The 23,066-nt window shown below is 66.5% G+C and carries 24 protein-coding genes; 8 read left to right on the forward strand and 16 right to left on the reverse strand.

Features of this window, described 5'->3' with window-relative positions; all coding sequences use genetic code 11:
• Window positions 1-30: 30 nt before the first annotated feature.
• From Tchl_RS12460 to tsaE, 8 genes are all read right to left on the reverse strand, one after another.
• Window positions 31-360, reverse strand: a complete 330-nt coding sequence (locus tag Tchl_RS12460; RefSeq protein ID WP_232311582.1) for a (2Fe-2S) ferredoxin domain-containing protein — start codon at window positions 358-360, stop codon at window positions 31-33.
• 123 nt (window positions 361-483) lie between these two features.
• Window positions 484-1,422 (reverse strand): 4-hydroxy-3-methylbut-2-enyl diphosphate reductase, encoded by a 939-nt coding sequence (gene ispH, locus Tchl_RS12465; protein ID WP_075148687.1) that lies wholly within the window; start codon window positions 1,420-1,422, stop codon window positions 484-486.
• Window positions 1,423-1,476: 54 nt separating this feature from the next.
• The gene (locus Tchl_RS12470) at window positions 1,477-1,905 is read right to left on the reverse strand and encodes an FKBP-type peptidyl-prolyl cis-trans isomerase (protein ID WP_075149716.1); all 429 of its coding nucleotides are present in this window, start codon (window positions 1,903-1,905) and stop codon (window positions 1,477-1,479) included.
• Window positions 1,906-1,926: 21 nt separating this feature from the next.
• Entirely contained in the window at window positions 1,927-2,427 is a 501-nt protein-coding gene (lspA, locus tag Tchl_RS12475; protein WP_103893871.1) for a signal peptidase II, read from the reverse strand.
• 13 nt (window positions 2,428-2,440) lie between these two features.
• Window positions 2,441-5,266 (reverse strand): isoleucine--tRNA ligase, encoded by a 2,826-nt coding sequence (gene ileS / locus Tchl_RS12480; protein ID WP_075148689.1) that lies wholly within the window; start codon window positions 5,264-5,266, stop codon window positions 2,441-2,443.
• Window positions 5,267-5,305: 39 nt separating this feature from the next.
• Complete coding sequence (locus tag Tchl_RS12485) at window positions 5,306-6,250, reverse strand: bifunctional riboflavin kinase/FAD synthetase (protein WP_075148690.1); 945 nt, start codon at window positions 6,248-6,250, stop codon at window positions 5,306-5,308.
• Window positions 6,251-6,378: 128 nt separating this feature from the next.
• The gene (locus tag Tchl_RS12490) at window positions 6,379-7,755 is read right to left on the reverse strand and encodes an N-acetylmuramoyl-L-alanine amidase (RefSeq protein WP_075148691.1); all 1,377 of its coding nucleotides are present in this window, start codon (window positions 7,753-7,755) and stop codon (window positions 6,379-6,381) included.
• On the reverse strand, window positions 7,695-8,225 hold the full coding sequence (gene tsaE / locus Tchl_RS12495) for a tRNA (adenosine(37)-N6)-threonylcarbamoyltransferase complex ATPase subunit type 1 TsaE (RefSeq protein WP_075148692.1): 531 nt from the start codon (window positions 8,223-8,225) through the stop codon (window positions 7,695-7,697). Before tsaE ends, Tchl_RS12490 begins: the two co-directional genes overlap by 61 nt.
• Window positions 8,226-8,276: 51 nt before the next feature.
• Here tsaE and queG point away from each other — a divergent pair, with 51 nt between their 5' ends.
• The 4 genes from queG (at window position 8,277) to Tchl_RS12515 (ending at window position 11,784) form a co-directional block, all read left to right on the forward strand.
• Window positions 8,277-9,389 carry a tRNA epoxyqueuosine(34) reductase QueG gene (queG, locus tag Tchl_RS12500; RefSeq protein ID WP_075149717.1) on the forward strand — a complete coding sequence of 371 codons (1,113 nt, stop codon included), beginning with the start codon at window positions 8,277-8,279 and terminating at the stop codon, window positions 9,387-9,389.
• A 30-nt stretch (window positions 9,390-9,419) separates the two neighbouring features.
• Window positions 9,420-9,620, forward strand: coding sequence for a SlyX family protein (locus tag Tchl_RS12505; RefSeq protein ID WP_075148693.1), 201 nt, complete (start codon window positions 9,420-9,422; stop codon window positions 9,618-9,620).
• Window positions 9,621-9,697: 77 nt separating this feature from the next.
• Entirely contained in the window at window positions 9,698-10,174 is a 477-nt protein-coding gene (locus tag Tchl_RS12510) for a CreA family protein (protein ID WP_075149718.1), read from the forward strand.
• Between the two features lie 161 nt (window positions 10,175-10,335).
• Complete coding sequence (locus Tchl_RS12515) at window positions 10,336-11,784, forward strand: tryptophanase (protein WP_075148694.1); 1,449 nt, start codon at window positions 10,336-10,338, stop codon at window positions 11,782-11,784.
• 93 nt (window positions 11,785-11,877) lie between these two features.
• Here Tchl_RS12515 and Tchl_RS18405 read toward each other — a convergent pair whose 3' ends face one another.
• From Tchl_RS18405 to Tchl_RS12530, 4 genes are all read right to left on the reverse strand, one after another.
• A complete protein-coding gene (locus tag Tchl_RS18405) occupies window positions 11,878-12,003 on the reverse strand; it encodes a hypothetical protein (RefSeq protein WP_408646106.1) in 126 nt (41 codons plus the stop codon).
• A gap of 81 nt (window positions 12,004-12,084) precedes the next feature.
• Window positions 12,085-13,095 (reverse strand): hypothetical protein, encoded by a 1,011-nt coding sequence (locus Tchl_RS12520; RefSeq protein ID WP_075148695.1) that lies wholly within the window; start codon window positions 13,093-13,095, stop codon window positions 12,085-12,087.
• A gap of 133 nt (window positions 13,096-13,228) precedes the next feature.
• Window positions 13,229-13,621: a hypothetical protein gene (locus tag Tchl_RS17790; RefSeq protein ID WP_146060783.1), complete on the reverse strand. Its 393-nt coding sequence runs from the start codon at window positions 13,619-13,621 to the stop codon at window positions 13,229-13,231.
• 114 nt (window positions 13,622-13,735) lie between these two features.
• Window positions 13,736-14,041, reverse strand: coding sequence for a hypothetical protein (locus tag Tchl_RS12530; RefSeq protein ID WP_198158950.1), 306 nt, complete (start codon window positions 14,039-14,041; stop codon window positions 13,736-13,738).
• A gap of 106 nt (window positions 14,042-14,147) precedes the next feature.
• Between Tchl_RS12530 and Tchl_RS12535 the strand changes: the two genes are divergently transcribed.
• Window positions 14,148-15,470, forward strand: coding sequence for an ISL3 family transposase (locus tag Tchl_RS12535; RefSeq protein ID WP_075148697.1), 1,323 nt, complete (start codon window positions 14,148-14,150; stop codon window positions 15,468-15,470).
• A 597-nt stretch (window positions 15,471-16,067) separates the two neighbouring features.
• On the opposite strand, the gene Tchl_RS12545 is transcribed toward Tchl_RS12535, so the two are convergent.
• The 3 genes from Tchl_RS12545 to Tchl_RS12555 form a co-directional block, all read right to left on the reverse strand.
• Complete coding sequence (locus Tchl_RS12545; RefSeq protein ID WP_075148698.1) at window positions 16,068-16,454, reverse strand: thioredoxin family protein; 387 nt, start codon at window positions 16,452-16,454, stop codon at window positions 16,068-16,070.
• A gap of 113 nt (window positions 16,455-16,567) precedes the next feature.
• Complete coding sequence (locus Tchl_RS12550; RefSeq protein ID WP_075148699.1) at window positions 16,568-18,538, reverse strand: peptidase U32 family protein; 1,971 nt, start codon at window positions 18,536-18,538, stop codon at window positions 16,568-16,570.
• A 51-nt stretch (window positions 18,539-18,589) separates the two neighbouring features.
• Window positions 18,590-18,934, reverse strand: a complete 345-nt coding sequence (locus Tchl_RS12555) for a VanZ family protein (protein WP_075148700.1) — start codon at window positions 18,932-18,934, stop codon at window positions 18,590-18,592.
• 94 nt (window positions 18,935-19,028) lie between these two features.
• Between Tchl_RS12555 and Tchl_RS12560 the strand changes: the two genes are divergently transcribed.
• Entirely contained in the window at window positions 19,029-20,183 is a 1,155-nt protein-coding gene (locus Tchl_RS12560; protein WP_198158951.1) for a PQQ-dependent sugar dehydrogenase, read from the forward strand.
• A 70-nt stretch (window positions 20,184-20,253) separates the two neighbouring features.
• Window positions 20,254-20,622: a diacylglycerol kinase gene (locus Tchl_RS12565; RefSeq protein WP_075148702.1), complete on the forward strand. Its 369-nt coding sequence runs from the start codon at window positions 20,254-20,256 to the stop codon at window positions 20,620-20,622.
• Between the two features lie 35 nt (window positions 20,623-20,657).
• Here Tchl_RS12565 and Tchl_RS12570 read toward each other — a convergent pair whose 3' ends face one another.
• The gene (locus Tchl_RS12570; protein ID WP_075148703.1) at window positions 20,658-21,233 is read right to left on the reverse strand and encodes a YcbK family protein; all 576 of its coding nucleotides are present in this window, start codon (window positions 21,231-21,233) and stop codon (window positions 20,658-20,660) included.
• A 238-nt stretch (window positions 21,234-21,471) separates the two neighbouring features.
• On the opposite strand from Tchl_RS12570, the gene Tchl_RS12575 reads away from it, so the two are divergent.
• Entirely contained in the window at window positions 21,472-23,049 is a 1,578-nt protein-coding gene (locus Tchl_RS12575; protein WP_075148704.1) for a L,D-transpeptidase family protein, read from the forward strand.
• Window positions 23,050-23,066 lie beyond the last annotated feature (17 nt).

Consider the following 23,066-nt stretch of genomic DNA (forward strand, 5'->3'; position numbering starts at 1 on the left):
CAGGCCGCGGCCGTTCCTGCCGCCGGGAGCTTAGCCCCAGACTTCCGCGGAGACCTTCAGGCGCTCGACGGGCTGGTTGCCGAGCAGGTGCTCGTCGATGATCGTGGCGACGTCTTCGGGCTTCAGCTTCCCGTACATCACCCCTTCCGGATACACCAGCGCGACCGGGCCCGCGCTACAGGCGCCCAGGCAGCCGGTGCGGGTGATCGCGAAGCGTCCGAGCAGTTCGCGCTCCTTGAGCTGCTGATAGAAGCCGCCGGCGACGTCCTTGCCGCCACAGGCGCCGCACGACGGGCGCCCCAGTTCGGGCGGGTGGATGTGGCTGCAGACGAATACGTGTTTTTCGGGTTTTGCCATCATGGGCTCCTTTGTGGCCGGTCAATGGGATCAGCTTATGTAAGAACTCGATATTTTAATCGAATTCTCCCCCGTTCCATACCATCGCGTACGGCCGCAGCAGCCCGTCGCCCGCAGCGGCGGCTCTCAGCGGGCGTCCTGCAGTTCCTTCGGCAGCGGGAAGGTCACTTTTTCGGGGACGCCGTCGAGGTTGCGCACCACTGTGCCGCCGAGCTCCGTGAGGCGTTCGATGACCTCTTCGACCAGCACTTCGGGGGCCGAGGCGCCGGCGGTGACGCCGATGCGGCGCTTGCCCTCGAGCCACGCCGGGTCGATGTCGGAGGCATTGTCAACGAGATAGGCGGGGACGTCGCGCAGGGCGGCGACTTCGCGCAGGCGGTTGGAGTTCGAGCTGTTCTTCGAGCCGACCACGAATACCACATCGGCCTGCGCGGTCATCGCTTTCACCGCGTCCTGGCGGTTCTGGGTGGCGTAGCAGATGTCGTCCTTCCGCGGGCCGGCGATGTTCGGAAAGCGCGCGCGCAGGGCGGCGACGATCGATGCCGCATCATCCACCGACAGCGTGGTCTGGGTGACATAGGCCAGCTTGTCGGGGTCGGCGACCTGCAACACGGCCACGTCCGCGGGGGTTTCGACAAGGTGGATGCCGGTCCTGACCTGGCCCATCGTGCCTTCCACCTCGGGGTGGCCCTTGTGCCCGATCATGATGATCTCGCGGCGCTGCTCGTGCATGCGCCCGACCTCCAGATGGACCTTGGTGACCAGCGGGCAGGTCGCGTCGAACACGCGCAGGCCGCGGCGCCGGGCTTCCTCGCGCACCGCCTGCGAGACGCCGTGGGCGGAGAAGATCACCGTGTTGCCGGCGGGGACCTCGTCGAGGTCCTCGACGAAGATCGCGCCCTTGCTGCGCAGGTTGTCGACGACGAACTTGTTGTGCACCACTTCGTGGCGGACGTAGATCGGCGCGCCGAAGCGCTCGAGGGCGCGCTCGACGATCTCGATTGCGCGTTCCACCCCGGCGCAAAAGCCGCGCGGGTTGGCCAGCAGGATTTCCTTGTCGCTCATCGGGGGCTCCGGGGCAGTGGGACGGTTCGGGCAAGCGTGCCGCTTGCGGCAGCGTCAGAGGATGCCGACGACCTCGACTTCGAGGCGGATGTGCTTGCCGGCGAGCGGGTGGTTGAAATCGATCAGGGCCGATTGGGCGTCGATCTCGCGCACCAGGCCGGAGTAGCGCGAGCCGTCGGGGGCGGTGAATTCCATGATGCTCATCGCTTCGATCTCCTCGTCGGGCATGTGTTCGCGCTTGACCCGCTCGACTAGTTCCGTGCGGTGCGGGCCGAACGCGTTTTCCGGGGTCAGCTCGAACACCTGGCGGGCGCCGGGGGCGAGACCGAGGAGCAGTTTTTCCATTCCCGGCAGCATCTCGCCGGCGCCTAGCTGCAGGGTCGCGGGGGTCGCCTCGAAGGTGCTGATCAGCGGCTGGCCGTTGGGCAGGGTAATGCGGTAGTGCAGGGTGACGAGGCTGTTGGCTTCGATGGTCTGGCTCAAGATCATGCTCCGGGTCGGGTCTCAGTCGACATGGCGGGGGCCGCAGCACTGCGCCCACAGCATCAGCACGACGCCGACGGTGATGGCCGAGTCGGCCAGGTTGAACGCCGGCCAGCTGTAGCCGGCGTAGTGGAAATGGAGGAAGTCGACGACCGCGCCATGCACCAGGCGGTCGTAGACGTTGCCCAGCGCGCCGCCGATGATCAGCGCGAAGGCGGCCGGCAGCAGCCTTTCGTGGCGGTGCCGGTGCATCAGCACCAGCAGCCAGGTGCAGATGCTCATCGCCAGCACGGTGAAGAACCAGCGCTGCCAGCCGCCGTGGGTGGCGAGGAAGCTGAACGCTGCGCCGGGGTTGAACACCAGCACCAGATCGAAGAAGCCGGTCACCGGCACGACCTGGCCGAGGTGCAGGTTCGCCAGCACCAGTTGCTTCGTGGCCTGGTCGAGTACGCCGACCGCCGCCGCCAGGATCAGCCAGGGCAGCAGCAGGGCGAGCGCGCCGCGTCCGGTGTCGGGCTTCATCGCCTTGGCCGCCTCAGGCATGGGTGCGGGTTTCGCCGTCACCGAACAGGTTGCTCGCGCAGCGTCCGCACAGGGAAGGATGTTCGGCGTCGCGGCCCACCGATTCGACGTAGTGCCAGCAGCGCTCGCACTTTTGCGCTGTAGCCGGGCGGGCGGTGATGCGCTCGTCCTCGGGGGCGGCGGCCACGGTCAGGGTCGCCGCCGAGGTCATGGTGACGAAGCGCAGGTCCTCGCCCAGGCTGGCGAGCGCGGCATGCTTGTCGGCGCTCAGGGACAGGGCCAGCTCGGCCTGCAGCGAGGAGCCGACCTTGCCTTCGGCGCGCAGCGCTTCGATCACCTTGAGGCCTTCGGCGCGCACCGCGCGGATGGCCTCCCAGCGCGCGATCAGTCCCGCTTCGCCTTCCTGCGCCGGCAGGGCATGGAAAGCGTGCAGCATCACGCTGTCCGGTTCGTCGCCGCCCGGGGCGAGCACCGCCCATGCCTCTTCGGCGGTGAAGGCCAGGATCGGCGCCATCAGCTTCACCAGCGTCTGGGTGATGTGCCACAGCGCGGTCTGCGCGGCGCGGCGCGGCAGGCTGGCAGCGGCGGTGGTGTACAGGCGGTCCTTGAGGATGTCGAGGTAGAAGGCGCCCAGGTCTTCGGCGCAGAACACCTGCAGCGCCTGGACGATGCGGTGGAACTCGAACTTCGCATAGTCGGCCTCGACCTGCTGGGCGAGCCGGCGGGTGAAGGCGAGCGCGTAGCGGTCGATGTCGAGCCACTGCGCGAGCGGCACCGCGTCCTTCTCGATGTCGAAGTCGGCGGTGTTGGCGAGCAGAAAGCGCAGGGTGTTGCGGATGCGGCGATAGACTTCGACCACGCGGTCGAGGATCTCCTTGCTGATCGACAGCTCGCCCGAATAGTCGGTGGACGCGACCCACAGGCGCAGGATCTCGGCGCCGAGCTTGCCGGTGACTTCCTGCGGCACGACGACGTTGCCCAGCGACTTGCTCATCTTGCGCCCGGCACCATCGACGGCGAAGCCGTGGGTGAGCAGGCTGCGATAAGGGGCGTGGCCGTCGATCGCGCTGCCGGTGAGCAGCGAGGAATGGAACCAGCCGCGGTGCTGGTCGGAGCCTTCGAGGTACATGTCGGCGCGCGGCCCCTGGGCGTGGCCGTCGTTGTGCGAGCCGCGCAGCACATGCCAGTGGGTGGTGCCGGAGTCGAACCAGACGTCGAGGGTGTCGCTGATCTTGTCGTACCGGGGCGCTTCGTCGCCGAGCAGCTCGGCAGCGTCGAGCCGGAACCAGGCTTCGATGCCTTCCAGCTCGACGCGGCGGGCGACTTCTTCCATCAGCTCGACCGTGCGCGGGTGCAGCTCGCCGGTCTCCTTGTGCAGGAAGAAGGGGATCGGCACCCCCCAGTTGCGCTGGCGCGAGATGCACCAGTCGGGACGGTTGGCGATCATCGCGTGCAGGCGGGCCTGCCCCCAGGCGGGGTAGAACTGGGTCGCCTCCACCGCGCGCAGCGCGCGCTCGCGCAGGGTGGAGCCGTCGGCGGCGACCCGGTCCATGCCGACGAACCACTGCGCGGTGGCGCGATACACCAGCGGCGTCTTGTGGCGCCAGCAGTGCATGTAGCTGTGGGTGATCTTGCCGTTCGACAGGAGCGCGCCGACTTCGGCGAGCTTGTCGATGATCGCGGCGTTGGCTTTCCAGATGTTCATGCCGCCGAAGAAGGGCAGCTCGGGTATGTACTCGCCGCCGCCCATCACGATCGAGAGGATTTCCTCGTTGCTGCGGCCGTAGGCGCGCCAGGCGTTGAAGTCGTCCACGCCGTGCGCCGGGGCCGAGTGCACGATGCCGGTACCGGCGTCGAGACCGACATAGTCGGCCAGGTAGACCGGCGAGGGGCGGTCGTAGAAGGGGTGGCGGAACTCGACGTGCTCGAGCGCCGCGCCTTTCGCGGTGGCGACGATGGTGCCTTCGAGCTGGTAGCGCTGGAGGGCGGATTCGACCAGCTCCCGGGCGAGCACGAGCAGGCGCGCGCCGCCGTCCTTGAGCGTGACCTCGACGAGCGCGTAGTCGAACTCGGAATGGACGTTGAGCGCCTGGTTGGCGGGGATCGTCCACGGCGTGGTAGTCCAGATCACCGCGGCGGCGGGCTTGTCGAGGCGGGCGAGGCCGAAGGCGGCGGCGAGCTTTGCGGCATGCGCAGCTGACACCGGGAAGGCGACGTCGATCGTCGGTGACGGCTTGTCGGCGTATTCGACTTCGGCCTCGGCCAGCGCCGAACCGCAGTCGAAGCACCAGTTCACCGGCTTCAAGCCCTTGAACACGTAGCCGTTCCTGGTCATTTCGGCGAGTGCGCGGATCTCGTTGGCTTCGTTGGCGAAGTCCATCGTGCGATAGGGCTTGTCCCAGTCGCCGAGCACGCCGAGGCGGATGAAGTCGGCGCGCTGGATGTCGATCTGCTCGGCGGCGTAGGCGCGGCACAGCTCGCGGACCTTGTCGGCGGGCAGGTTCTTGCCGTGAGTGACTTCGACCTTGTGCTCGATCGGCAGGCCGTGGCAGTCCCAGCCCGGCACGTAGGGCGCGTCGAAGCCGGCGAGGGTCTTCGAGCGGATGATGATGTCCTTGAGGATCTTGTTCAGGGCGTGGCCGATGTGGAGGCTGCCGTTGGCGTAGGGCGGGCCGTCATGGAGCACGAACTTGGGCCGCCCGGCGCTGGCCTGGCGGATGCGCTGGTAGAGCTTCGTGCGCTGCCAGTCGGCGATCCAGTTCGGCTCGCGCTTGGGCAGATCGCCGCGCATCGGGAATGACGTGTCGGGCAGGTTGAGCGTTTTACGGTAGTCGGCCATGGCGGAAAAGAGGTCGGTTGGAACGTTGCAGGGCCCGGTTCAGGCCTGCAGCCGGTCGGGGTTGTCCTGGAGCCACTGGCGGGCGGTGGCGGCATCGGCGGCGATTTGTGCGCGCAGGGCGTCGAGCGAATCGAAACGGCGTTCCGCGCGCAGCTTGTGCAGGAAATGCACGCGGATGTGGGCGCCGTAGCAGTCCCGGGTCCAGTCGAACAGGTGGACTTCGAGGCGGGCGCGACCGTTGGCCGTCACCGTGGGGCGCAGGCCGATGTTGGCGACGCCGGCGATAGGGGTGGCGGCCAGCCCTTCGACGCCGACCGCATAGACGCCGGTGAGCGGCGGCAGGCGGTGCTTCATCTGGATGTTGGCGGTCGGAAAGCCGAGCTGGCGACCGAGCTTGTCGCCGTGGCTCACCCGCCCGGCGATGCTGTAGGGGCGGCCGAGGAGGCGGGCGGCGCGGGCGAGGTCGGCTTCGGCCAGCGCGCTACGGACCGCCGAGCTGGAGACGCGCTCGCCGTCGACGGAGAGGGTGGGCATCGATTCGACGCCGAAGCCGAGGCGGCGGCCGGCTTCCTGCAGCATCGTGAAGTCGCCCTGGCGGCGCGCGCCGAAACGGAAGTCGTCACCGATGAAGAGGTGGCGCACGCCCAGTCCATGCACCAGGGTGTCGTCGATGAAGCTTTGTGCGTTCTGTGCCGCGAAGCGGGCGTCGAAGCGGCAGACGTGGGTGCGGTCCACTCCCGCGGCGCCCAGCAGTAGCAGCTTTTCGCGCAGCGAGGCGAGGCGCGCCGGGGCATCGGCCGGGCTGAAGTATTCGCGCGGATGGGGTTCGAACGTGAGCACGACCGCCGGCAGGCCGAGGGCGCGGGCTTTTTCGGTCAGCAGGGCGAGCAGGGCCTGATGGCCGAGGTGGAGGCCATCGAAGTTGCCGATGGTCAGCACCGTCGCCGTGTCGGCCTGCTCGGGGATTCCGCGGTGAACCTGCATGAACGCCTGACAAAAGCGGGGATTATAACGACAAAGCCCGCCTCTGCGGGTCTGGCGCTTGCGGGCTGCAGGGCGATCCGGGCATGCGGATACGCCGGGCGCAGTGGGGCGGCGCCGGGCGGGGAATGCTAGCCGAGGCGGGCGACGCGGGTCGGGGTGGCCGGCGCGTGATCCTGGAAGTAGCGCTGGATGCCGCGCAGCAAGGCGTTGGCCATTTTGTCCTGGTAATCCTCGTCGTTCAGCCGGCGCTCTTCCCGCGGGTTGCTGATGAAGGCGGTTTCGACCAGCACCGAAGGGATGTCGGGCGCGCGCAGCACGGCGAAGCCGGCCTGTTCGACTTCGGGCTTGTGCAGGCGGTTGATCGTGCCCAGTTCGCCGAGCATGGCGCGGCCGAGCTTGAAGCTGTCGTTGATCGTCGCCGTCTGCGACAGATCGAGCAGTGTGCGGGCGATATGCCCGTCCTGGCCGGCAAGATTGACGCCGCCGACGAGGTCGGCGTCGTTTTCCTTCTGCGCCAGCCAGCGCGCGGCCGAACTTGAGGCGCCGCGCTCGGACAGGACGTACACCGAGCTGCCGTTCGCTTCCGGGCGGACGAAGGCATCGGCGTGGATCGATACGAACAGGTCGGCGCGCACCCGGCGCGCGCGCGTCACGCGCTGGTGCAGCGGCACGAAGTAGTCACCGTCGCGGGTGAGCACCGCGCGCATGCCGGGCGCCGCGTCGATCTTGCGTTTCAGGCGGCGGGCGATCGACAGCGTGACGTTCTTCTCGTAGCTGCCGCCGCGGCCGACGGCGCCCGGGTCTTCGCCACCGTGGCCGGCATCGAGCACCACCGTGTACAGGCGGTTGACTTCCGGCTCCTTGCCGCGGGGGCCGCGCGCGGGCGGGCGTGATTCGGCGCGGGCGACCGGGGCCGTGTCCGCGCCGGCGTCGCCCAGTGCCGCGTCCATCGGCGAATCCTTCAGGATCAGCGCCATCAGGGGGTCGGGCTCTGCGGTCGAGTGGAGGTCGAGCACCAGGCGGTGGCCGTAATCGCCGACCGGCGTGAGGGTGAAGACTTGCGGATCGACCGGCTTTTTCAACTCGACCACCACCCGCACCACGCTGGGGCGGTTCTGCCCGGCGCGGATCAGGCGGATGTAAGGGTCGGAGTCGAGCACCTTGGATGGCAGCGACTGAAGCACGCTGTCGAGCCGGACGCCTTCGAGATCGACCACCAGGCGGTCGGGGTCCTGTACCAGCATGTGGCTGAAGCGCAACTCGGCCGCACCTTCGAGGGTGATCCGGGTGTACTCGGGGGAGGGCCATACGCGCACCGCGAGCAGGCTCGCCGGGGCCGCGTGGCCGAGCGGGCTCACCATCAGCGCGAGCGTGGCGCCGGCGAACTTCAGCAGTTCGCGGCGGCTCAGGCCGCGGTCCGGCAGCGCGCCTTCCTCGTCGTGGGTCAGGTCGTCCCGGGCGCCGGGTCCGCGCCCCGTAGTGCTTTCACCAGTTCGATCACGCATGTCCGCCCCGCTTCAGTGTTGCCGCTGATTTCCGCAAACCGCCCGCTCCCCTTGGCATCCAGGCGAATTTCGATGTCCGGTGCGGGCAGGTAGGGCGCGGCTTTGTCCGGCCACTCCACGATGCATACCCCTTGTCCGGAAAAGTATTCGTCCAGCCCTGCGTCCAGGTATTCTTCTGGCGAGTTGAAGCGATAAAAATCAAAGTGATATAAGTCTAATCTAGAAACGACGTAAGCTTCAATCAAGGTATATGTAGGACTCTTGACCTTTCCGGCGTGACCGAGGCCGCGCAGCAGCCCGCGGGTGAGGGTGGTCTTGCCCATGCCGAGATCGCCCTGCAGCCAGATGTGCAGGCCGGGAACGAGCACTGTGGCCAGCGCCGCACCGAGGGCTTCGGTGTCGGTTTCGGCCGGCAAGTGCGCCCGCAGGCGGGCGCCGTTATCATCGGGGGCTTGAATCGACTCGATCATGGGAACCTCGTGGTGATGGCGGCAGGGCTGGGGGGCGATACGGACAACGGCGTGGACAACAATGCGGGCGAACCTGCGGGCGATCCGCTCCGGCTCGACGCCGCAGGTCTTGTTGCGCGGATCAGACAGTGGGGGCAGGCGCTGGGTTTTTCCGCGATCGGCGTGGGCGGGACCGATCTGTCCGACGCTGAGCCGGGGCTGGCGGCCTGGCTCGAGGCCGGTTTTCACGGCGGCATGGATTATATGGCGCGCCACGGCATGAAGCGCGCCCGCGCGGCCGAACTGCTGCCCGGCACGCTGCGCGTGATCAGCGCGCGGATGGACTACTGGCCAGATGCCGCGCCGGCCCGGGCGGTGCTGGACGATCCGGCACGGGCCTACGTGTCGCGCTATGCGCTGGGGCGGGACTACCACAAGGTGCTGCGCGCCCGCCTGCAAAAACTCGCCGAGCGCATCGCCGCCGAAACTGCCCACCAGTACCGGGTGTTCACCGACTCCGCCCCGGTGCTCGAAGTCGAGCATGCCTGCCGCAACGGCCTGGGCTGGCGCGGCAAGCACACTTTGCTGCTCGATCGTGCGGCCGGCTCCTGGTTCTTCCTCGGCGAAATCTTCACCGACCTGCCGCTCCCGCTCGATCCGCCGGTTGCACCGCACTGCGGGCGCTGCACCGCCTGCATCGACGCCTGCCCCACCGGCGCCATCGTCGCCCCCTACCGGGTCGATGCGCGGCGCTGCATCTCTTATCTCACCATCGAGCTGCACGGCGCGATTCCCGGACCCCTGCGCCCGCTGCTGGGCAACCGCATCTATGGCTGCGACGACTGCCAGCTCGCCTGCCCGTGGAACCGCTTCGCCGGGTTGAGCTGCGAGCCGGACTTCGCCCCGCGCCATGGGCTGGACGGTGCCACCCTGGCCGCGCTGTTCGCGTGGACGGCAGCCGATTTTGCCGAGCGCACCGCGGGCAGTCCGATCCATCGCATCGGCCACGAACGCTGGCTGCGCAACCTCGCGGTGGCGCTGGGCAATGCGCCCTCCACCCCCGAAGTGCGGGCCGCGCTCCAGTCCCGCGCCGGCGACGACAGTGCGCTGGTGCGCGAGCACGTCGCCTGGGCACTCGCCCGCCATCGCCGAAACGGCGCCACGGCGGGGGACGGGGCAGGCTAGAATCCGGCGCCTGCGCGTAAGGAAAGACTCATGGAAGATCGCATCGAAACGCTGGAAACCAAGCTGATGGCCGTCGAAGACCTGGTCGACGAACTCAATCGCACGGTCTGGCGCCAGCAGCAGGAGCTCGACCTGCTGCGCCAGCACGTGCGCCAGCTCGCCCAGCAGGTGAAAACGATCCAGCCGGCCAATCCGCTGCGTCCGGAAGACGAGATCCCGCCGCATTGGTGACTGCTCCGGAGCCGGCCCGCGTTTCACTCTCCGTGCTGCCGCAGGCTGCGCGCAGCCCCAACCCGAACGAGGAGCGCATGACCTTGAAAACCGCCACCGCCCTGCTGGCCTTCGCCCTGACCCTGGGCATCAACGCGCATGCCGAAGAAGTCGGCAGCGTCGACACCGCCTTCAAGCTGATCGGGCGCAACCACCAAGTGGTGGTCGAAGTGTTCGACGATCCCAAGGTCAAAGGCGTGTCGTGCTATGTGTCGCGGGCGCGCACCGGTGGCATCAAGGGCAGCCTGGGGCTGGCCGAAGATACCGCCGACGCTTCGGTCGCATGCCGCCAGGTGGGCGAGATCGCGTTCACCGAGGCGCTGCGCCAGCAGGAGGAGGTGTTCTCGCAGAGCGCCTCGATCCTGTTCAAGAAGATCCGCATCGTGCGCATGGCCGACGTCAGGCGCAACACCCTGGTGTATCTCGTGTACAGCGACAAGCTGATCGACGGCAGTCCGCAGAACAACGTCACCGCCGTTCCGCTGCCGCCCGGCCTGCCGCTGCGCATGCGCTGAGCGTCCGGCGGGTGCCGGGGCAAAACGTCGGGGGCCACCCCCCGGAGGCGAAACTGCGGTGGTGAATCGCCGGACATTTGCCGCCGGTCAACGCAGCGAAAGGTCGGTCGTGGTCCGATTGGCGCCTTTGATCACAACACGGCGTGTGGAGGAAAGCAGGCATGGCGAAAGTGAAATTTTACGGTGGCGAGTCGGTTCCCCTTGAAATGCACAAGGTGCGCATCGTCCAGAAGCTCAACCTGCCGCCGGTGGAACGCCGCCTGGAGGCGATCACCGAGGCGGGCAACAACACCTTCCTGCTGCGCAACGCCGACGTCTTCATGGACATGCTGACCGACAGCGGCGTGAACGCGATGAGCGACCAGCAGCAGGCGGCGATGATGATCGCCGACGACAGCTACGCCGGCAGCGCCACCTATACGCGCCTCGAGGCCAAGCTGCAGGACATCTTCGGCATGGACTACTTCCTGCCTGCGCACCAGGGCCGGGCCTGCGAGAACATCCTCGGCCAGGTGCTGGTGACGCCGGGCTCGGTGGTGCCGATGAACTACCACTTCACCACCACCAAGGCGCACATCACCCTCAACGGCGGCATCGTCGAGGAGCTTGTGTCCGACGCCGGGCTGGAAGTCGTCAGCGTCCACCCGTTCAAGGGCAACATGGACGTCGCCAAGCTGCAGGCCGTGATCGGCAAGCACGGCGCCGACAAGATCGCCTTCGTGCGCATGGAGGCGGGCACCAACCTGATCGGCGGCCAGCCGTTCTCGCTCGAGAACCTTGCCGACATCCGCAAGGTCTGCGACCAGCACCGCCTGCTGCTGGTGCTCGACGCCAGCCTGCTCGCCGACAACCTGCACTTCATCAAGAACCGCGAGGAAAGCTGCAAGGCGCTGAGCATCCGCGAGATCACCCGCAAGATGGCCGACCTGTGCGACCTCATCTATTTCTCCGCGCGCAAGCTCGGCTGCGCCCGCGGCGGCGGCATGTGCATGCGCAGCGAGGAACTGTACCGCCGCATGCGCGGGCTGATTCCGCTGTACGAAGGCTTCCTCACCTACGGCGGCATGTCGGTGCGCGAAATGGAAGCGCTCACCGTCGGCCTCGAAGAGACCATGGACGAGGAGGTGATCAACCAGGGGCCGCAGTTCATCGGCTACATGGTCGATGAGCTGCAAAAGCGCGACATCCCGGTGATCACGCCCGCCGGCGGCCTGGGCTGCCACATCAACGCGATGAAGTTCGTCGACCATATCCCGCAGGCCCAGTATCCGGCCGGCGCGCTGGCCTCGGCGCTGTACATCGCCGGCGGCATCCGCGGCATGGAGCGCGGCACCCTGTCCGAGCAGCGCGAACCCGACGGCAGCGAGATCTTCGCCAACATGGAGCTGGTCCGCCTGGCCCTGCCGCGGCGTGTGTTCACCCTGTCGCAGGTCAAGTACGCGGTCGATCGCCTGGAATGGCTGTATGCCAACCGCCGCCTGATCGGCGGGCTGGTGTTCACCGAGGAGCCGGAAATCCTGCGCTTCTTCTACGGCCGCCTGGCGCCGGTGTCGAACTGGCAGGAAAAGCTGGTCGCCAAGTTCCGCGAGGATTTCGGCGACAGCCTCTGATCGGGGTTTTCGTCGGTTTTTCGGCGCCCGGAAGCGGGCGCGACGGGGTAGGCGACCTGCGCGGCTTTTCGCGCAGGTCTGCCGGGCACCGTGTTACGTATGCCTGGCCTCGGCGCGCGGTCTCAGCCCGAGAGCACCGATTATCTTGAGAATCGTGTCGAAGTCGGGACTACGTTCCCCTGAAAGGGCTTTGTAGAGGCTTTTTGCCGTCCGCTGCAAGCGCTTGTTGGGCCATTAGCTAGTGGCACGCTGGTTGCGGTGCAGCCTACTGGCGCGGCGGTTGTGCCTCGCGAGGTTCGCTTACTCTTTGCTCGCGGTCTTCGTCAGCAACTCAAGCACAGATTTTGACCCGGCTACTGACTCTCCCTTGCCATTTGAGAAGCCCGTTTCTTGTGGAGAGAAGATGCAAGATGCGGCATGTGCAAGGACAATATTTTCAGTACCGGCTCCGCCAGACGCTTCGACGAGCGACCGGTAAGTGAGCAGTGCGTTCTGACGATGCCTGTTTACTACTACATTGTGCTTATGTGTGGCGTAGTTTCGAGAGGCCATTAACAGTAGATAGCCCAATACGGCAAATATCAGCACCTTACTGCTAATGAGTTGAAACATCTCTGCGGAGCTCTCTGGCCGTATCCATTCGACCTTGTGCAGAAACAAGCTAAGGACGGCAAAAAATCCAACTGCCGACGCAAACCAATATGTGTACTTGAGCCATGTGGCTGCCAAGGTCTCTTGTTCCTCGGCTTCTTGCTTGAAGTGAATTGCTTGTTGCGAGACGCCTTGTTCCGCTGCTACCGCCCGAATTTCAGCTAGTGCACTGTCGGCGTCGCTCTTCGCCGTATGCAGTTGTGTTGTTAGTTTTTCGGACTGATCTTTAATAGATTGGATTGTCGCTCGGGCTTGTGTTTCAAGGAGACTGGTATCCGTAATGCGAGCGACGCCATACGCCACGTATTGCCACAGTTGGTCGAAGAGCTGATCTCGCCGAGTTTTCAGGGTGTTGATGATACTCGTACGGCTGCTGGCGGCGTTCGCTGCCGTGGCGTTGAATTCGAGAATCTGCTCGAAAACGTTGAAATCGGCTTGTGCCTGCTGGCTAATAACATTCAACTGCCCGTCTGAAAAGTCATCGAGAGCAGTGAGGGGGATGCGCCGATATATGTCAATTAGGGCCCGCGATGGCGCGACTGCTTCGGAGAAGTTCATCTGCTTGCCAAGATCAGCTTCACGGCTGAGCGTACTTGCATCAAATTGCTGAACACGATCAAGAGCCTCGCGAGTGCTTTCCAACAATGTTAGCGTTGCCATTTTCTTGTTCGCCTATCAGAAACTCATTGAAATGTGATTTGCGTAAGAATGCGGAGCCCAACGTCGAAGATCAGCAAGGGGCAAAAGCGCAGCTTTTGACCGGTCGGCTGCAGCATAGTGTTAGCCATGGCACCTATACGACCAGGAATTTGAAATGACTTGGCCTATCACTGCGGAGAACATGGCTGGAAACCTTCAGCTTGCCGCAGTAGGTGAAGTCGGAGTGGTGGCGTTCACGGTGAAAAAGATGAATTTCCTCACCGTTCGTCTCTGCGTTGAGCATGCGCTCTTCGGCGAAATGGTCGGTCGGACCCTCCCATTCAAGCGTATTTCCAGATAGCCGGTCAGTGTATTGCTCGGCTGACGATTGCTTTTCCTCGGTGACGAACAGGACGATCTTATGGTCGTCACGTGGCGTGACGACTCCACGAGCGATGGCGTGGAAACTCGCATACCCCCACAACTCAGCCAATGCTTGGCGTGAGTACGTGGCCCCTTTATTGATCTTGGCGAACGAGATTGGCATGGGTGTGAATGTATGAATGGCTAACGCAGCGCTAACCGGCCGCCGGAGCGCGTAGCGCGAAGGGAACCAAAAGCGCAGCTTTTGGGCGGTCCGAGTTGAGCAAATGGTTAGCAGTCATTTTGCTGTGACTAATTGCGCGATGATCGCACCAACAGAAAGTGCTAAGGCCACTAGCGATACGCCTAATGACCAGATGAATTTGGAATTTTCCTGATCTTGTCCGGCCAAGATAGCTGCGAGGTACGGCAGGTTGATTGCGTGTCGCAATTCTCCGGCCACTGGCGCGAACAAATGCACGGATGAATTCTCGCCAGTCTTGTATTTGTACTTGTGATCAAGATGGTAGTAAATGTAGCCGAATAAGATGTGTTTGTCGCAGCCAAGCTCTTCTGCAATCGCCTCAATATCGATCTCAATCATTACCTTTCCGATGTGGCTCTATGCCGTTTCCAGTGGAAATTGACTTCTCAACAAACATGACCTTCGGTGGTCCAACCGCCCGACACTGACGCCGACCTCGCACCCGATGAACAACCAGATCGAAGCCCTCTTCACCACCGCACTTGGCCTGCAGCCGCCCTGGCAAGTCGCCAAGGTCGAGCTCAACACGGCCAAGCGGCGCATCGACTTCGAGGTCGAGCACACCGGCAAACGTGCGACCTGCCCGGCATGCGGGGTCGAGCAGCAGTTGATCCATGATCGCGTGCGCCGCAGTTGGCGACACCTGGACTTCTTCCAGTTCGAAGCCTGGCTCCATGCCGAGGTGCCGCGCGTGCAGTGCTCGGGCTGCGGCAAGACCACGCAGTTGCCGGTGCCGTGGGCACGCGAGGGCAGTGGCTTCACCTTGCTGTTCGAGGCGCTGGGCCTGTCGCTGTGCCGGGAATTGCCCGTGCGCCAGGCCGCCAATCAGATGCGGGTTGCACCAAAGCGGCTGTGGCGGCGGGTTCGCCACTACGTCGAGGTGGCGCGAGCCAAGGACGACATGTCGGGCGTGCGCCACGTGGGCATCGACGAGACCAGCGTCAAGCGTGGGCACCAGTACATCACCGTGGTGCATGACCTGGCGGCCAAGCGTTTGCTGTTCGCCTGCCCCGGTCGTGACCATCAAACCCTGGGGGCCTTTTCGGAGGACATGCGCGCGCATGGCGGCGATCCGGCCACCATCGAACACGCCTGCATCGACATGAGCGCGGCGTACGCCAAGGGGATCAGTCAGTCGCTGCCCAACGCCCAGATCAGCTACGACCGCTTTCACGTCGTGGCGCTTGCCAACGCGGCGATGGATGAGGTGCGACGCGAAGAGATGCGCAGCTCGGCCGCCGCCGTCCGCGAGGCGGTGGGCGTGCATAGCAAGAAGACCCTTCGCCAACTGCTGTGGGGCATGCGCAAGGACTCGGCGAGCTGGACTCGGGCGCAGTTCGAGGCGATGCACTGGCTGCAGCGCTCGAACCTGAAGAGCGCACGGGCCTGGCGACTCAAGCAGGCCCTGCGGCTGGTCTACCGCGAGGCGCGGGACAGCAACAGCGAAGAGCTCGCCCTGGGCGCATTGACGAAGTGGATGAGCTGGGCTCGACGCTCGCGGCTCGAGCCGTTCAAGCGCTTGGCGGCCACGTTGAAAGAACATCTCGGCGGTGTCGTGCACGGCATGCTCGACGGGCGCAGCAACGCCTACGTCGAGGCGATGAACGGCCTGCTTCAGAAAGCGAAGACCGCCGCCCGAGGCTTCCGGGACCCCGAGAACTTCATCGCGATCGCCTACCTGCGAATGTCCAAGCTCGAGCATCTACCGAAGAACCCTCTGGTGCCGGCCATCCCCCGCGACTACGGGCGCTACCGTCATGTTTGTTGAGAAGTCAATTTCCACTGGAAACGGCATAGAGCCTCCGATGTTCGAGCCCTCAATTGGAAAGGATGCTTGATATAAGTCGTAAATGCAGCGGAGAACTTGTCTCTCGGTTGGGATAGGCTTTGACATGATGGCTAACTATAAGTGGACCGCCTAAATGACGGATCTCAACCCGTCGGCACGAATGTATGCACTCTACATCAAGACGACTTCATGCAACAATACAATCCCTTACGTTTTTTTAGCGTGTCCTACCCATGACTGCAGACCCGTCAGCGCCAGCGTCGCCGTGATTGCTCGACCGTGTCCGGGAGCGCATCCGCGTAAAGCATTACAGCATCCGCACGGATGCAGGCGTACGTTGATTGGATACGGTGGTTCATCCTCTTTCACGGCAAGCGACATCCGCAGGAATTGGGGGCGCCGGAGGTGGACCGGGTGACGATGCTGCCGAATGCGCTGGAGCGCAAGTATCCGATGGCAGCACGGGCTGCGGCCGACGCGGCCGCGCATCTGGTGCAGTTGCGCGAGGCCGAAGCGGTCGCTGCGGTTGATGATGATCGTGTTCGCGGTCGGGCAGGTGCAGGAGGAGACGGCGGTTCAGCGCGACAGCTGCGCCGCCAGGGTCCGTACTTCGTCGGGCACGCCGGGGGCGGGGCGTGCGGGTGCGCTCGCCAAGGCGTCGATCAGCCGTGCGACCACGGCCTCATGCGGCAGGGTGACGCCGAAATGGAGCACGACCCCGCCGCGCATGACTGCCAGGGTAGGGAAGTTGTCCACGTCGATGTCGCCGACGAGTTCGGCGTCGTCCTCGATGTCGGCCCAGGCGAAGACGATGCCGGGGCGGGCGCTTGCGATGCGCTCGAATGCCGGGCGGAAGTCGCGGCAGGTTCCGCACCAGGCGGCACAGAGGGCGACGACGACGAGTGGGGCTTCGGCCGCGCGCGGGCGGTCGGCGAGCTTGGCGAGCGGGGTCAGGGGCGGCATCGATGCGGTGGATTCCGGTATTTCGATCGGACGAGCGGTTGCGCCGCTGCGGGGGCAAGATTACCAGAGCGGGCGGTGGGGTCGCGGTTCATGCCGCATCTGGCCGCCTGCATCTAGCCGCCTTTCGGGAAGAACTCCAGCTTGCGTTCCGTTGCTTCGTGCCTGTTCGCGACCTGCGGCTTCAGCGCGCCGATGACGTGCATCTCGCAGCGCTTGCAGTCGAAGCGCAGGGTCAGGGTCTGGTCGCCGTGGACGAGCTGCATCGGTTCGGGGCGGATGCCTTTCACTTCCTTCGGACACTGGTTGAGGCTGTAGCGCAGGCAGTGCCGGGTGATCATCAGCGGCACTTCGCCGCGTTCCTCGTTCGCTTCGAAGGCGGCGTCGATCCGCTTCACGCCGTGCCTGGCGTAAAAGGCGCGGGCGCGGGCGTTGGCGACGTTGGCGAGATAGCTCAGGTCGTCCTGCGGGTAGGGTACCGGCGGTTCGACCGCTGCCGCCCGGGGTGGGCGCGGATGCGCCGCGAGGCGCGCCGCTTCGAGGCGTTCGACGGCCTCGCGGCGCAGGGCGTTGAGCTGGGCGGCGGACAGGAAGGGGGCGGCCGGCGCGACGGCAGCCGCGCCCGAGGCCGGCGGCAGGGCGAGGACGATGTCGCCGGCGGTGAATATCGTGCCGCCGAGCTTGCCGAGCTGCTCGCGGATCCCCGCCAGCGCGCGCCCGACATCGCGCGCCGGCTCCCAGGCGGTATCCAACTCCGCGGTCGCGCCGATGCCGTCCTCGTCGGTGAGGCTGAGGGCAAAGCCGGTGGCGGTGGCGGCAAAGCGCGCATCGACGCGGATGCGGCGCTCGGCGGACTTCTTTTCCAGGGCGCGTTCGAATTCGTGGTCGTGGTTGCGGAACAGCGCGGTGCCGGGCACCAGTCCGGCAGGCAGCGGCTCGGACACGAACACCCGGTCGATGCCGTCGGCACCGGCCTCGACCCGGTTGACGCGCAGGCCGGCGAGCTCGCCCTTCGGGCCGTACCAGGCCAGGCCGTCGCCGTTGTGCAGGGGCGTGTTGCGCTCGACATCGAAGAACTTGCGGCCCTTGGCGTCGATCTTCGCCGCGTGCCCGATCGGCTCGCCGACGAATTTCGGCGACTCGAAGGCCTCGATGCCGTGCTGGCGCTCGTGGGTGAAGTAATCGGTGTAGCCGCGGTTGAAGGTCTTGTCGGCCTGCGGCGTGAACAGAAAGGTGGTGCGCCCGCTGGAGGCGCGGCGCCAGGCCGGGCCGTCGGCCTCGGGGCGATCGAGGAGGTCGTCGAGCAGGCGGCGGTAGTGGGCGGTGATGTTCTTGACGTAGGCGAGGTCCTTGTAGCGGCCCTCGATCTTGAACGAGCTCACCCCCGCGGCGGCCAGCGCGCGCAGGTTGGCGCTCTGGTTGTTGTCCTTCATCGACAGCAGGTGTTGGCCGCTGGCGAGGGTGCGGCCGTCCTGGTCCTTGAGGTCGTAGGGCAGGCGGCAGGCCTGCGAGCATTCGCCGCGGTTGGCGCTGCGCCCGGTATGGGCGTGGCTGATGTAGCACTGGCCGGAAAAGGCCACGCACAGTGCGCCATGGACGAAGTATTCGAGCTGGCAGGTGGTGGCATCGGCGATCTTGCGCACCTGGGCGAGGCTCAGCTCGCGCGCCAGCACGAGCTGCGAGAAGCCCACATCCTGCAGGAAGCGCGCCTTGGAGGCGTCGCGGATGTCGGTCTGGGTGCTGGCGTGGAGCTGGATCGGCGGCAGCTCGAGTTCAAGCAGGCCCATGTCCTGGACGATCAGCGCATCGGCGCCGGCGTCGTAGAGTTGCCAGATCAGCCGCTGCGCTGCTTCCAGTTCATGATCGAACAGGATCGTGTTGGTGGCGACGAACACCTTCGCGTGGTAGCGGTGGGCGTGCGCCGCGAGGCGGGCGATGTCGGCGACCGTATTGTCCGCGGCCGAGCGCGCGCCGAAGGCCGGGCCGCCGATATAGACGGCGTCGGCGCCGTGGTTGATCGCCTCGATGCCGAAGTCGGCGGTCTTGGCCGGAGCGAGGAGTTCGAGGACGTGGCGGGCAGTGTTCATCGCAGGGAGTTCCGGTTCGAAGGTTCGCCTTCGGGCGCGCGAGGGCGGAGCTTACAGCCGATCATGCCGGCGCCGGGCAAAGGGCAGCAGCACCAGCAACCCGGTCGCGTCGGCCAGCCAGTCGAGCGGATCGCCGACGCGGTGCGCGGTCAGCGCCTGCGCCACTTCCATCGCTGCGCCGTACAGCAGCAGGCCGCAGGCGATGCGCAGCGCCTGCCGCGGCCAGGCTGCGAGCGCCAGCAGGGCGAGGGCGGCGAACAGTACGGCGTGCTCGATCTTGTCCTGCCAGGCCACCAGCCGGGGTACCTCGGGGGCCGGCAGCAGCGCCAGCCAGAACACGGCCAGCAGGACGATGACAAAAAGCAGGCGCAGCAGTTGACGAACGGTCGCGGGCATGCGAAGTCCTAAAAGCGTTGATCACGATCGCCGGCCACGGGAAGGCCGGAGCCGCGGGAGGTTCCCGCCGGCTCCCGTCCGGCACAGGAGAACGATGATGGTTGCGGCAAAAGCGGTGTGGTGCACTACCTTGCTCGGCGCGCTGCTGTTCACGGCAGTGCTTGTTCCCGTGCCGGTTTGGGCGAGGGACGTGATCGTGCGCACCGAAACGGCCAGCGTCAAGGTCAGCGAGGTCGCACGCGGCCTGGAAAACCCGTGGTCGCTCGCTTTCCTGCCCGATGGCCGCATGCTGGTCACCGAACGGCCGGGGCGGATGCGCGTCGTCACTGCCGACGGCAGTCTGTCGGCGCCGATCGCCGGTCTGCCCGAGGTGCACGCGCAGGGCCAGGGCGGGCTGCTCGATGTCGCCCTCGGCCCCCGTTTCGCCGAGGATGGCCTGATCGTGTTTTCCTACGCCGAGCCCACCGCGCGCGGCGCGCGCACCGCGGTGGCGCGCGCCCGCCTCGACCTCGACGGTTTGCGCGTGCACGCGGTGCAACGCATCTTCGCCCAGAGCGAGGACCCCTCCGGCAGCCATCACTGGGGTTCGCGCCTGGTGTTCTCCCCCGATGGCAGTCTGTTCGTCACTCTCGGCGACCGCTATCACTTCCGCGATCGCGCCCAAGCCCTCGACAGCCACCTCGGCAAGGTGGTGCGCATCGCCGTGGATGGCAGCGCGCCGGCGGACAACCCCTTCCGCGGTCGTGCCGGCGCGCTGCCCGAGATCTGGTCCTACGGCCACCGCAATCTCCAGGGGGCGGCGCTGGACCCGCAGACCGGCGCGCTGTGGACGCACGAACACGGCCCGCAGGGCGGCGACGAGCTCAATCTCACCCGGGGCGGGCGCAACTACGGCTGGCCGGTGATCACCCACGGCCGCGAATACGTCACCGGGCGCAAGATCGGCGAAGGCACGGAGCGCGCCGATGTCGAGGCGCCACGCTGGCAGTGGACGCCGTCGATCGCGCCGTCGGGAATGGCGTTCTACACCGGGGAGGCCTTTCCGCAATGGCGCGGCAATCTCTTCGTCGGCGCGCTGAAGCACCAGCTCGTCGTTCGCCTGGTGCTCGAGGACGGCAAGGTCGTTCATGAAGAGCGCATGCTCAGTGCGCTCGGCCGGCGGATCCGCGACGTCCGCCAGGGGCCGGACGGCAGGCTGTGGCTGCTCGACGAGAGCGGGGGGCGGATCCTGCGCCTCGATCCGGCCTGAGCCGCGGACGGCAAGGCGGTGGGGTTTCGTGCCATCATCGCGGTCCCGCGACGACACCGACGACATCAGGATGGAAAGCCCCTTCAAAAGCACGAAAGGCCTGCGCCACGTCTGGAGCGCCTTGCATTACTCGGTCGACGGCCTGCGCGCCGCATACCGCAACGAAGACGCTTTCCGCCAGGAGGTCTGGATCGCCCTGATCGCGGTGCCGGTGGCGCTGTGGCTGGGAGACTCGGCGCTCGAGCGGGCGCTGATGATCGGCAGCGTGCTGCTGGTGATGGTCGTCGAACTGCTGAACTCCGCGATCGAAGCGGTGGTCGATCGGGTATCGCTGGAGCGCCACCCCTTGTCCAAGCGCGCCAAGGATATCGGCAGTGCGGCGGTGTTCATTGCGCTGCTCAATGCGGCCGTGGTGTGGGCGCTGCTGCTGCTGGACTGAAGGCCGACGCGCGGTGCGCGGCATCGGAACCTGCATCAGGCCGGACGAGGGCCCCAGCTGCGCACCGGGCCGGTGTCGATGTGGACGAAATCCGATTCGGGGTAATAGCCGACGCCGCCGGCACGCAAGGCGAGCGCGGCATCGCACAGGCGCGCGCTGTCCACCCCGGCCAGGCGGATGTCGATCGCCTTGCCGTCCATGTGCAGGCTGCGTTTGGCCACCCCGCCGCCGGTCTTGCGCAGGGCCTGGTTGGTGGCCGGCGAACGGTAGCCGGAGATGATCTCGAACGTATCGCCGCCGCAGCGCAGGCTCAAGGCATGGAGCATGTCGTACAGGCGGGGGTCCATGGCGATGGCGTCTCCGGTGCGGAAGTCGCGCAGCAGCCAGTTCATGCGCTGCAGTGCCGGTTCGATGTAGCCGCGCCGGTCGCGGTACGCGAGCTGGAGACGCTCGTCGGTGTGAGTGTGGCGGAACGCGAGCCGGTGATCGTGGGCGAATGCGGCAGGATGGGCCCGTGCGCTGCCGAGGGAGAGGCCCAGCGGCAAAGTGGAAAGACCTTTGAGGAGCAGCCGGCGGCGTGCGCCAGAGTCATCGTGGGGAGTTCTCGACATGGATAATCGTCATTCCGAACAAGCACTTGAATCGCGCATCCTAACCGAAACAGGCACCCGGACAGGCAAAAGTTTTGTAACTCTGGCGGCGTTGGTGGTGGGGGTGCTGGCCGCTGCTGCGGGGCAATCCGCCGTAGCGCCCGCGGCGACGGCGGGCACGCATCCCGGCTCGCCGGTTGTGGCCCCCGCCCTTCCCGCCCACGGGGCTGGCGACGCGGGGGGGGCGGTGGCGGGGGCGATGGACGACATGGCTGAGGCCATCGCCGGTGAGCTTGAACTGCGCAGCGCGTCCATCGACGACAGTGTGGCGCCGTTTTACCTTGCCCGAGCCTATCGCCCGGCATGGGCCGGCGCGGCGCCGGCTGCGGCGCTGTTGACCGCGGTGGAAGCCAGCCGCGAGCATGGGCTGGACCCCGCCGATTTTGCACTCGAACGCCTGCGCCAGGCCGTGGATGCCGATCCGGCCTCCCTCTCGCCCGCACAACGGGCCGAGAGGGAGGTAACCCTCTCCGACAGCCTTGCCCGCTTGTTGCGCCAGTTGCGCTACGGCAAGCTCGACCCGCGCCTGCTGTACCGCGAGTGGAACTTCGCGCCGCTACCCGGCCCGGCGCTGCGGGCCGGCGAACTTGAGGCGGTGCTGGCGGCTCCCGGGCTGGGGGCGGCGATCGCGGACCATGCGCCGGCGCTGCCCGTGTACCGGGTCTTGCAGCAAGCCTATGCGCAATACCGTGCCCAGGCCGCGCTCGGCGACTGGCCGCCGGTCCCTGCCGGGCCGACGCTGCATCCCGGCGAGCGCGACCGACGTGTCGCTGCCCTGCGCGCCCGTCTGCAGGCAGGCGGGGAACGCGGTCTGGAGACGGCCGATCCGGCATACTTCGATCCTCTCCTGGCCGAGGCGGTGCGCCGCTTCCAGCGTGCCCACGGGCTGGAGGCCGATGCCCTGGCCGGGCGTCAGACGATGGCGGCGCTTGAGGTCGGCCCGGCGCGGCGCGCCGACCAGATCCGTGCCAACCTCGAGCGCCTGCGCTGGGTCGCGCAAGACCTGCAAGGCGATCATCTTCGCCTCGATATCGCCGCCCAGACCGCCGAACTCGTGCTCGATGGCGCGCGCGCGTGGTCCTCGCGCGTGGTGGTGGGGCGGCCGTCGCGCAAGACCCCTTTGCTCCGCGACCGCGTGCAGCACCTCGTACTCAATCCGAAATGGGTGGTGCCGCCCACCATCCTCAAGCAGGATGTCATTCCCGCGATGGTGCGTGATCCGGGGTATCTCGCCGCGCACAGGATGCGTGTCGTCGACGCCAAGGGGCAGGCGGTCGATCCGGCCGGGATCGACTGGGCGGCGGTGCCCCGACACGGCTTTCCTTACCGGATCGTGCAGGAGTCGGGCGCCGACGGCGCGCTCGGGCGGATCAAGTTCGCGCTCACCAATCCTTACACGATCTTCATGCACGATACCAATGCCCCGGAGCTGTTCGGGCGCAGCGTGCGCGCTTTCAGCTCGGGTTGCCTGCGCCTGGAAAAGCCGCTGGAGCTCGCCTTGCTGCTGCTCGACGATCCGCAGCGGTGGAGTGCGGAAACGCTCGCGGCCGAGCTCGATCGCGGGGCGACCCGCACGATTGCGGTCGGGCGCGAGATTCCGGTACTGTTGCTCTACTTCACGGCGGGGCTCGACAAAACCGGCGGCGTGCAGCTGCGCGAGGACATCTACGATCATGACGGAGAGATCATCGCCGCGCTGACGCAGCGGCGCAGCGTTGAGCTGAGCGATTCCGTTCGCCCGACCCCGGACCGGACGGGCCGGGACCCCGCTGGTTAAGAGATGCGGGCTGCGGG

Origin of the sequence: Thauera chlorobenzoica (genome assembly GCF_001922305.1) — a bacterium.
Lineage (GTDB): Bacteria > Pseudomonadota > Gammaproteobacteria > Burkholderiales > Rhodocyclaceae > Thauera > Thauera chlorobenzoica.

Excerpts from the sequence above, each read along its gene's own strand:
- Tchl_RS12460 (WP_232311582.1), bottom strand. The coding sequence starts at position 360 with ATGATGGCAAAACCCGAAAAACACGTATTCGTCTGCAGCCACATCCAC.
- ispH (WP_075148687.1), bottom strand. The coding sequence starts at position 1,422 with ATGAGCGACAAGGAAATCCTGCTGGCCAACCCGCGCGGCTTTTGCGCC.
- lspA (WP_103893871.1), bottom strand. The coding sequence starts at position 2,427 with ATGAAGCCCGACACCGGACGCGGCGCGCTCGCCCTGCTGCTGCCCTGG.
- ileS (WP_075148689.1), bottom strand. The coding sequence starts at position 5,266 with ATGGCCGACTACCGTAAAACGCTCAACCTGCCCGACACGTCATTCCCG.
- Tchl_RS12485 (WP_075148690.1), bottom strand. The coding sequence starts at position 6,250 with ATGCAGGTTCACCGCGGAATCCCCGAGCAGGCCGACACGGCGACGGTG.
- Tchl_RS12490 (WP_075148691.1), bottom strand. The coding sequence starts at position 7,755 with ATGCGTGATCGAACTGGTGAAAGCACTACGGGGCGCGGACCCGGCGCC.
- tsaE (WP_075148692.1), bottom strand. The coding sequence starts at position 8,225 with ATGATCGAGTCGATTCAAGCCCCCGATGATAACGGCGCCCGCCTGCGG.
- Tchl_RS12505 (WP_075148693.1), top strand. The coding sequence starts at position 9,420 with ATGGAAGATCGCATCGAAACGCTGGAAACCAAGCTGATGGCCGTCGAA.
- Tchl_RS12510 (WP_075149718.1), top strand. The coding sequence starts at position 9,698 with ATGACCTTGAAAACCGCCACCGCCCTGCTGGCCTTCGCCCTGACCCTG.
- Tchl_RS12515 (WP_075148694.1), top strand. The coding sequence starts at position 10,336 with ATGGCGAAAGTGAAATTTTACGGTGGCGAGTCGGTTCCCCTTGAAATG.
- Tchl_RS12520 (WP_075148695.1), bottom strand. The coding sequence starts at position 13,095 with ATGGCAACGCTAACATTGTTGGAAAGCACTCGCGAGGCTCTTGATCGT.
- Tchl_RS17790 (WP_146060783.1), bottom strand. The coding sequence starts at position 13,621 with ATGCCAATCTCGTTCGCCAAGATCAATAAAGGGGCCACGTACTCACGC.
- Tchl_RS12530 (WP_198158950.1), bottom strand. The coding sequence starts at position 14,041 with ATGATTGAGATCGATATTGAGGCGATTGCAGAAGAGCTTGGCTGCGAC.
- Tchl_RS12535 (WP_075148697.1), top strand. The coding sequence starts at position 14,148 with ATGAACAACCAGATCGAAGCCCTCTTCACCACCGCACTTGGCCTGCAG.
- Tchl_RS12545 (WP_075148698.1), bottom strand. The coding sequence starts at position 16,454 with ATGCCGCCCCTGACCCCGCTCGCCAAGCTCGCCGACCGCCCGCGCGCG.
- Tchl_RS12550 (WP_075148699.1), bottom strand. The coding sequence starts at position 18,538 with ATGAACACTGCCCGCCACGTCCTCGAACTCCTCGCTCCGGCCAAGACC.
- Tchl_RS12555 (WP_075148700.1), bottom strand. The coding sequence starts at position 18,934 with ATGCCCGCGACCGTTCGTCAACTGCTGCGCCTGCTTTTTGTCATCGTC.
- Tchl_RS12560 (WP_198158951.1), top strand. The coding sequence starts at position 19,029 with ATGATGGTTGCGGCAAAAGCGGTGTGGTGCACTACCTTGCTCGGCGCG.
- Tchl_RS12565 (WP_075148702.1), top strand. The coding sequence starts at position 20,254 with ATGGAAAGCCCCTTCAAAAGCACGAAAGGCCTGCGCCACGTCTGGAGC.
- Tchl_RS12570 (WP_075148703.1), bottom strand. The coding sequence starts at position 21,233 with ATGTCGAGAACTCCCCACGATGACTCTGGCGCACGCCGCCGGCTGCTC.
- Tchl_RS12575 (WP_075148704.1), top strand. The coding sequence starts at position 21,472 with ATGGACGACATGGCTGAGGCCATCGCCGGTGAGCTTGAACTGCGCAGC.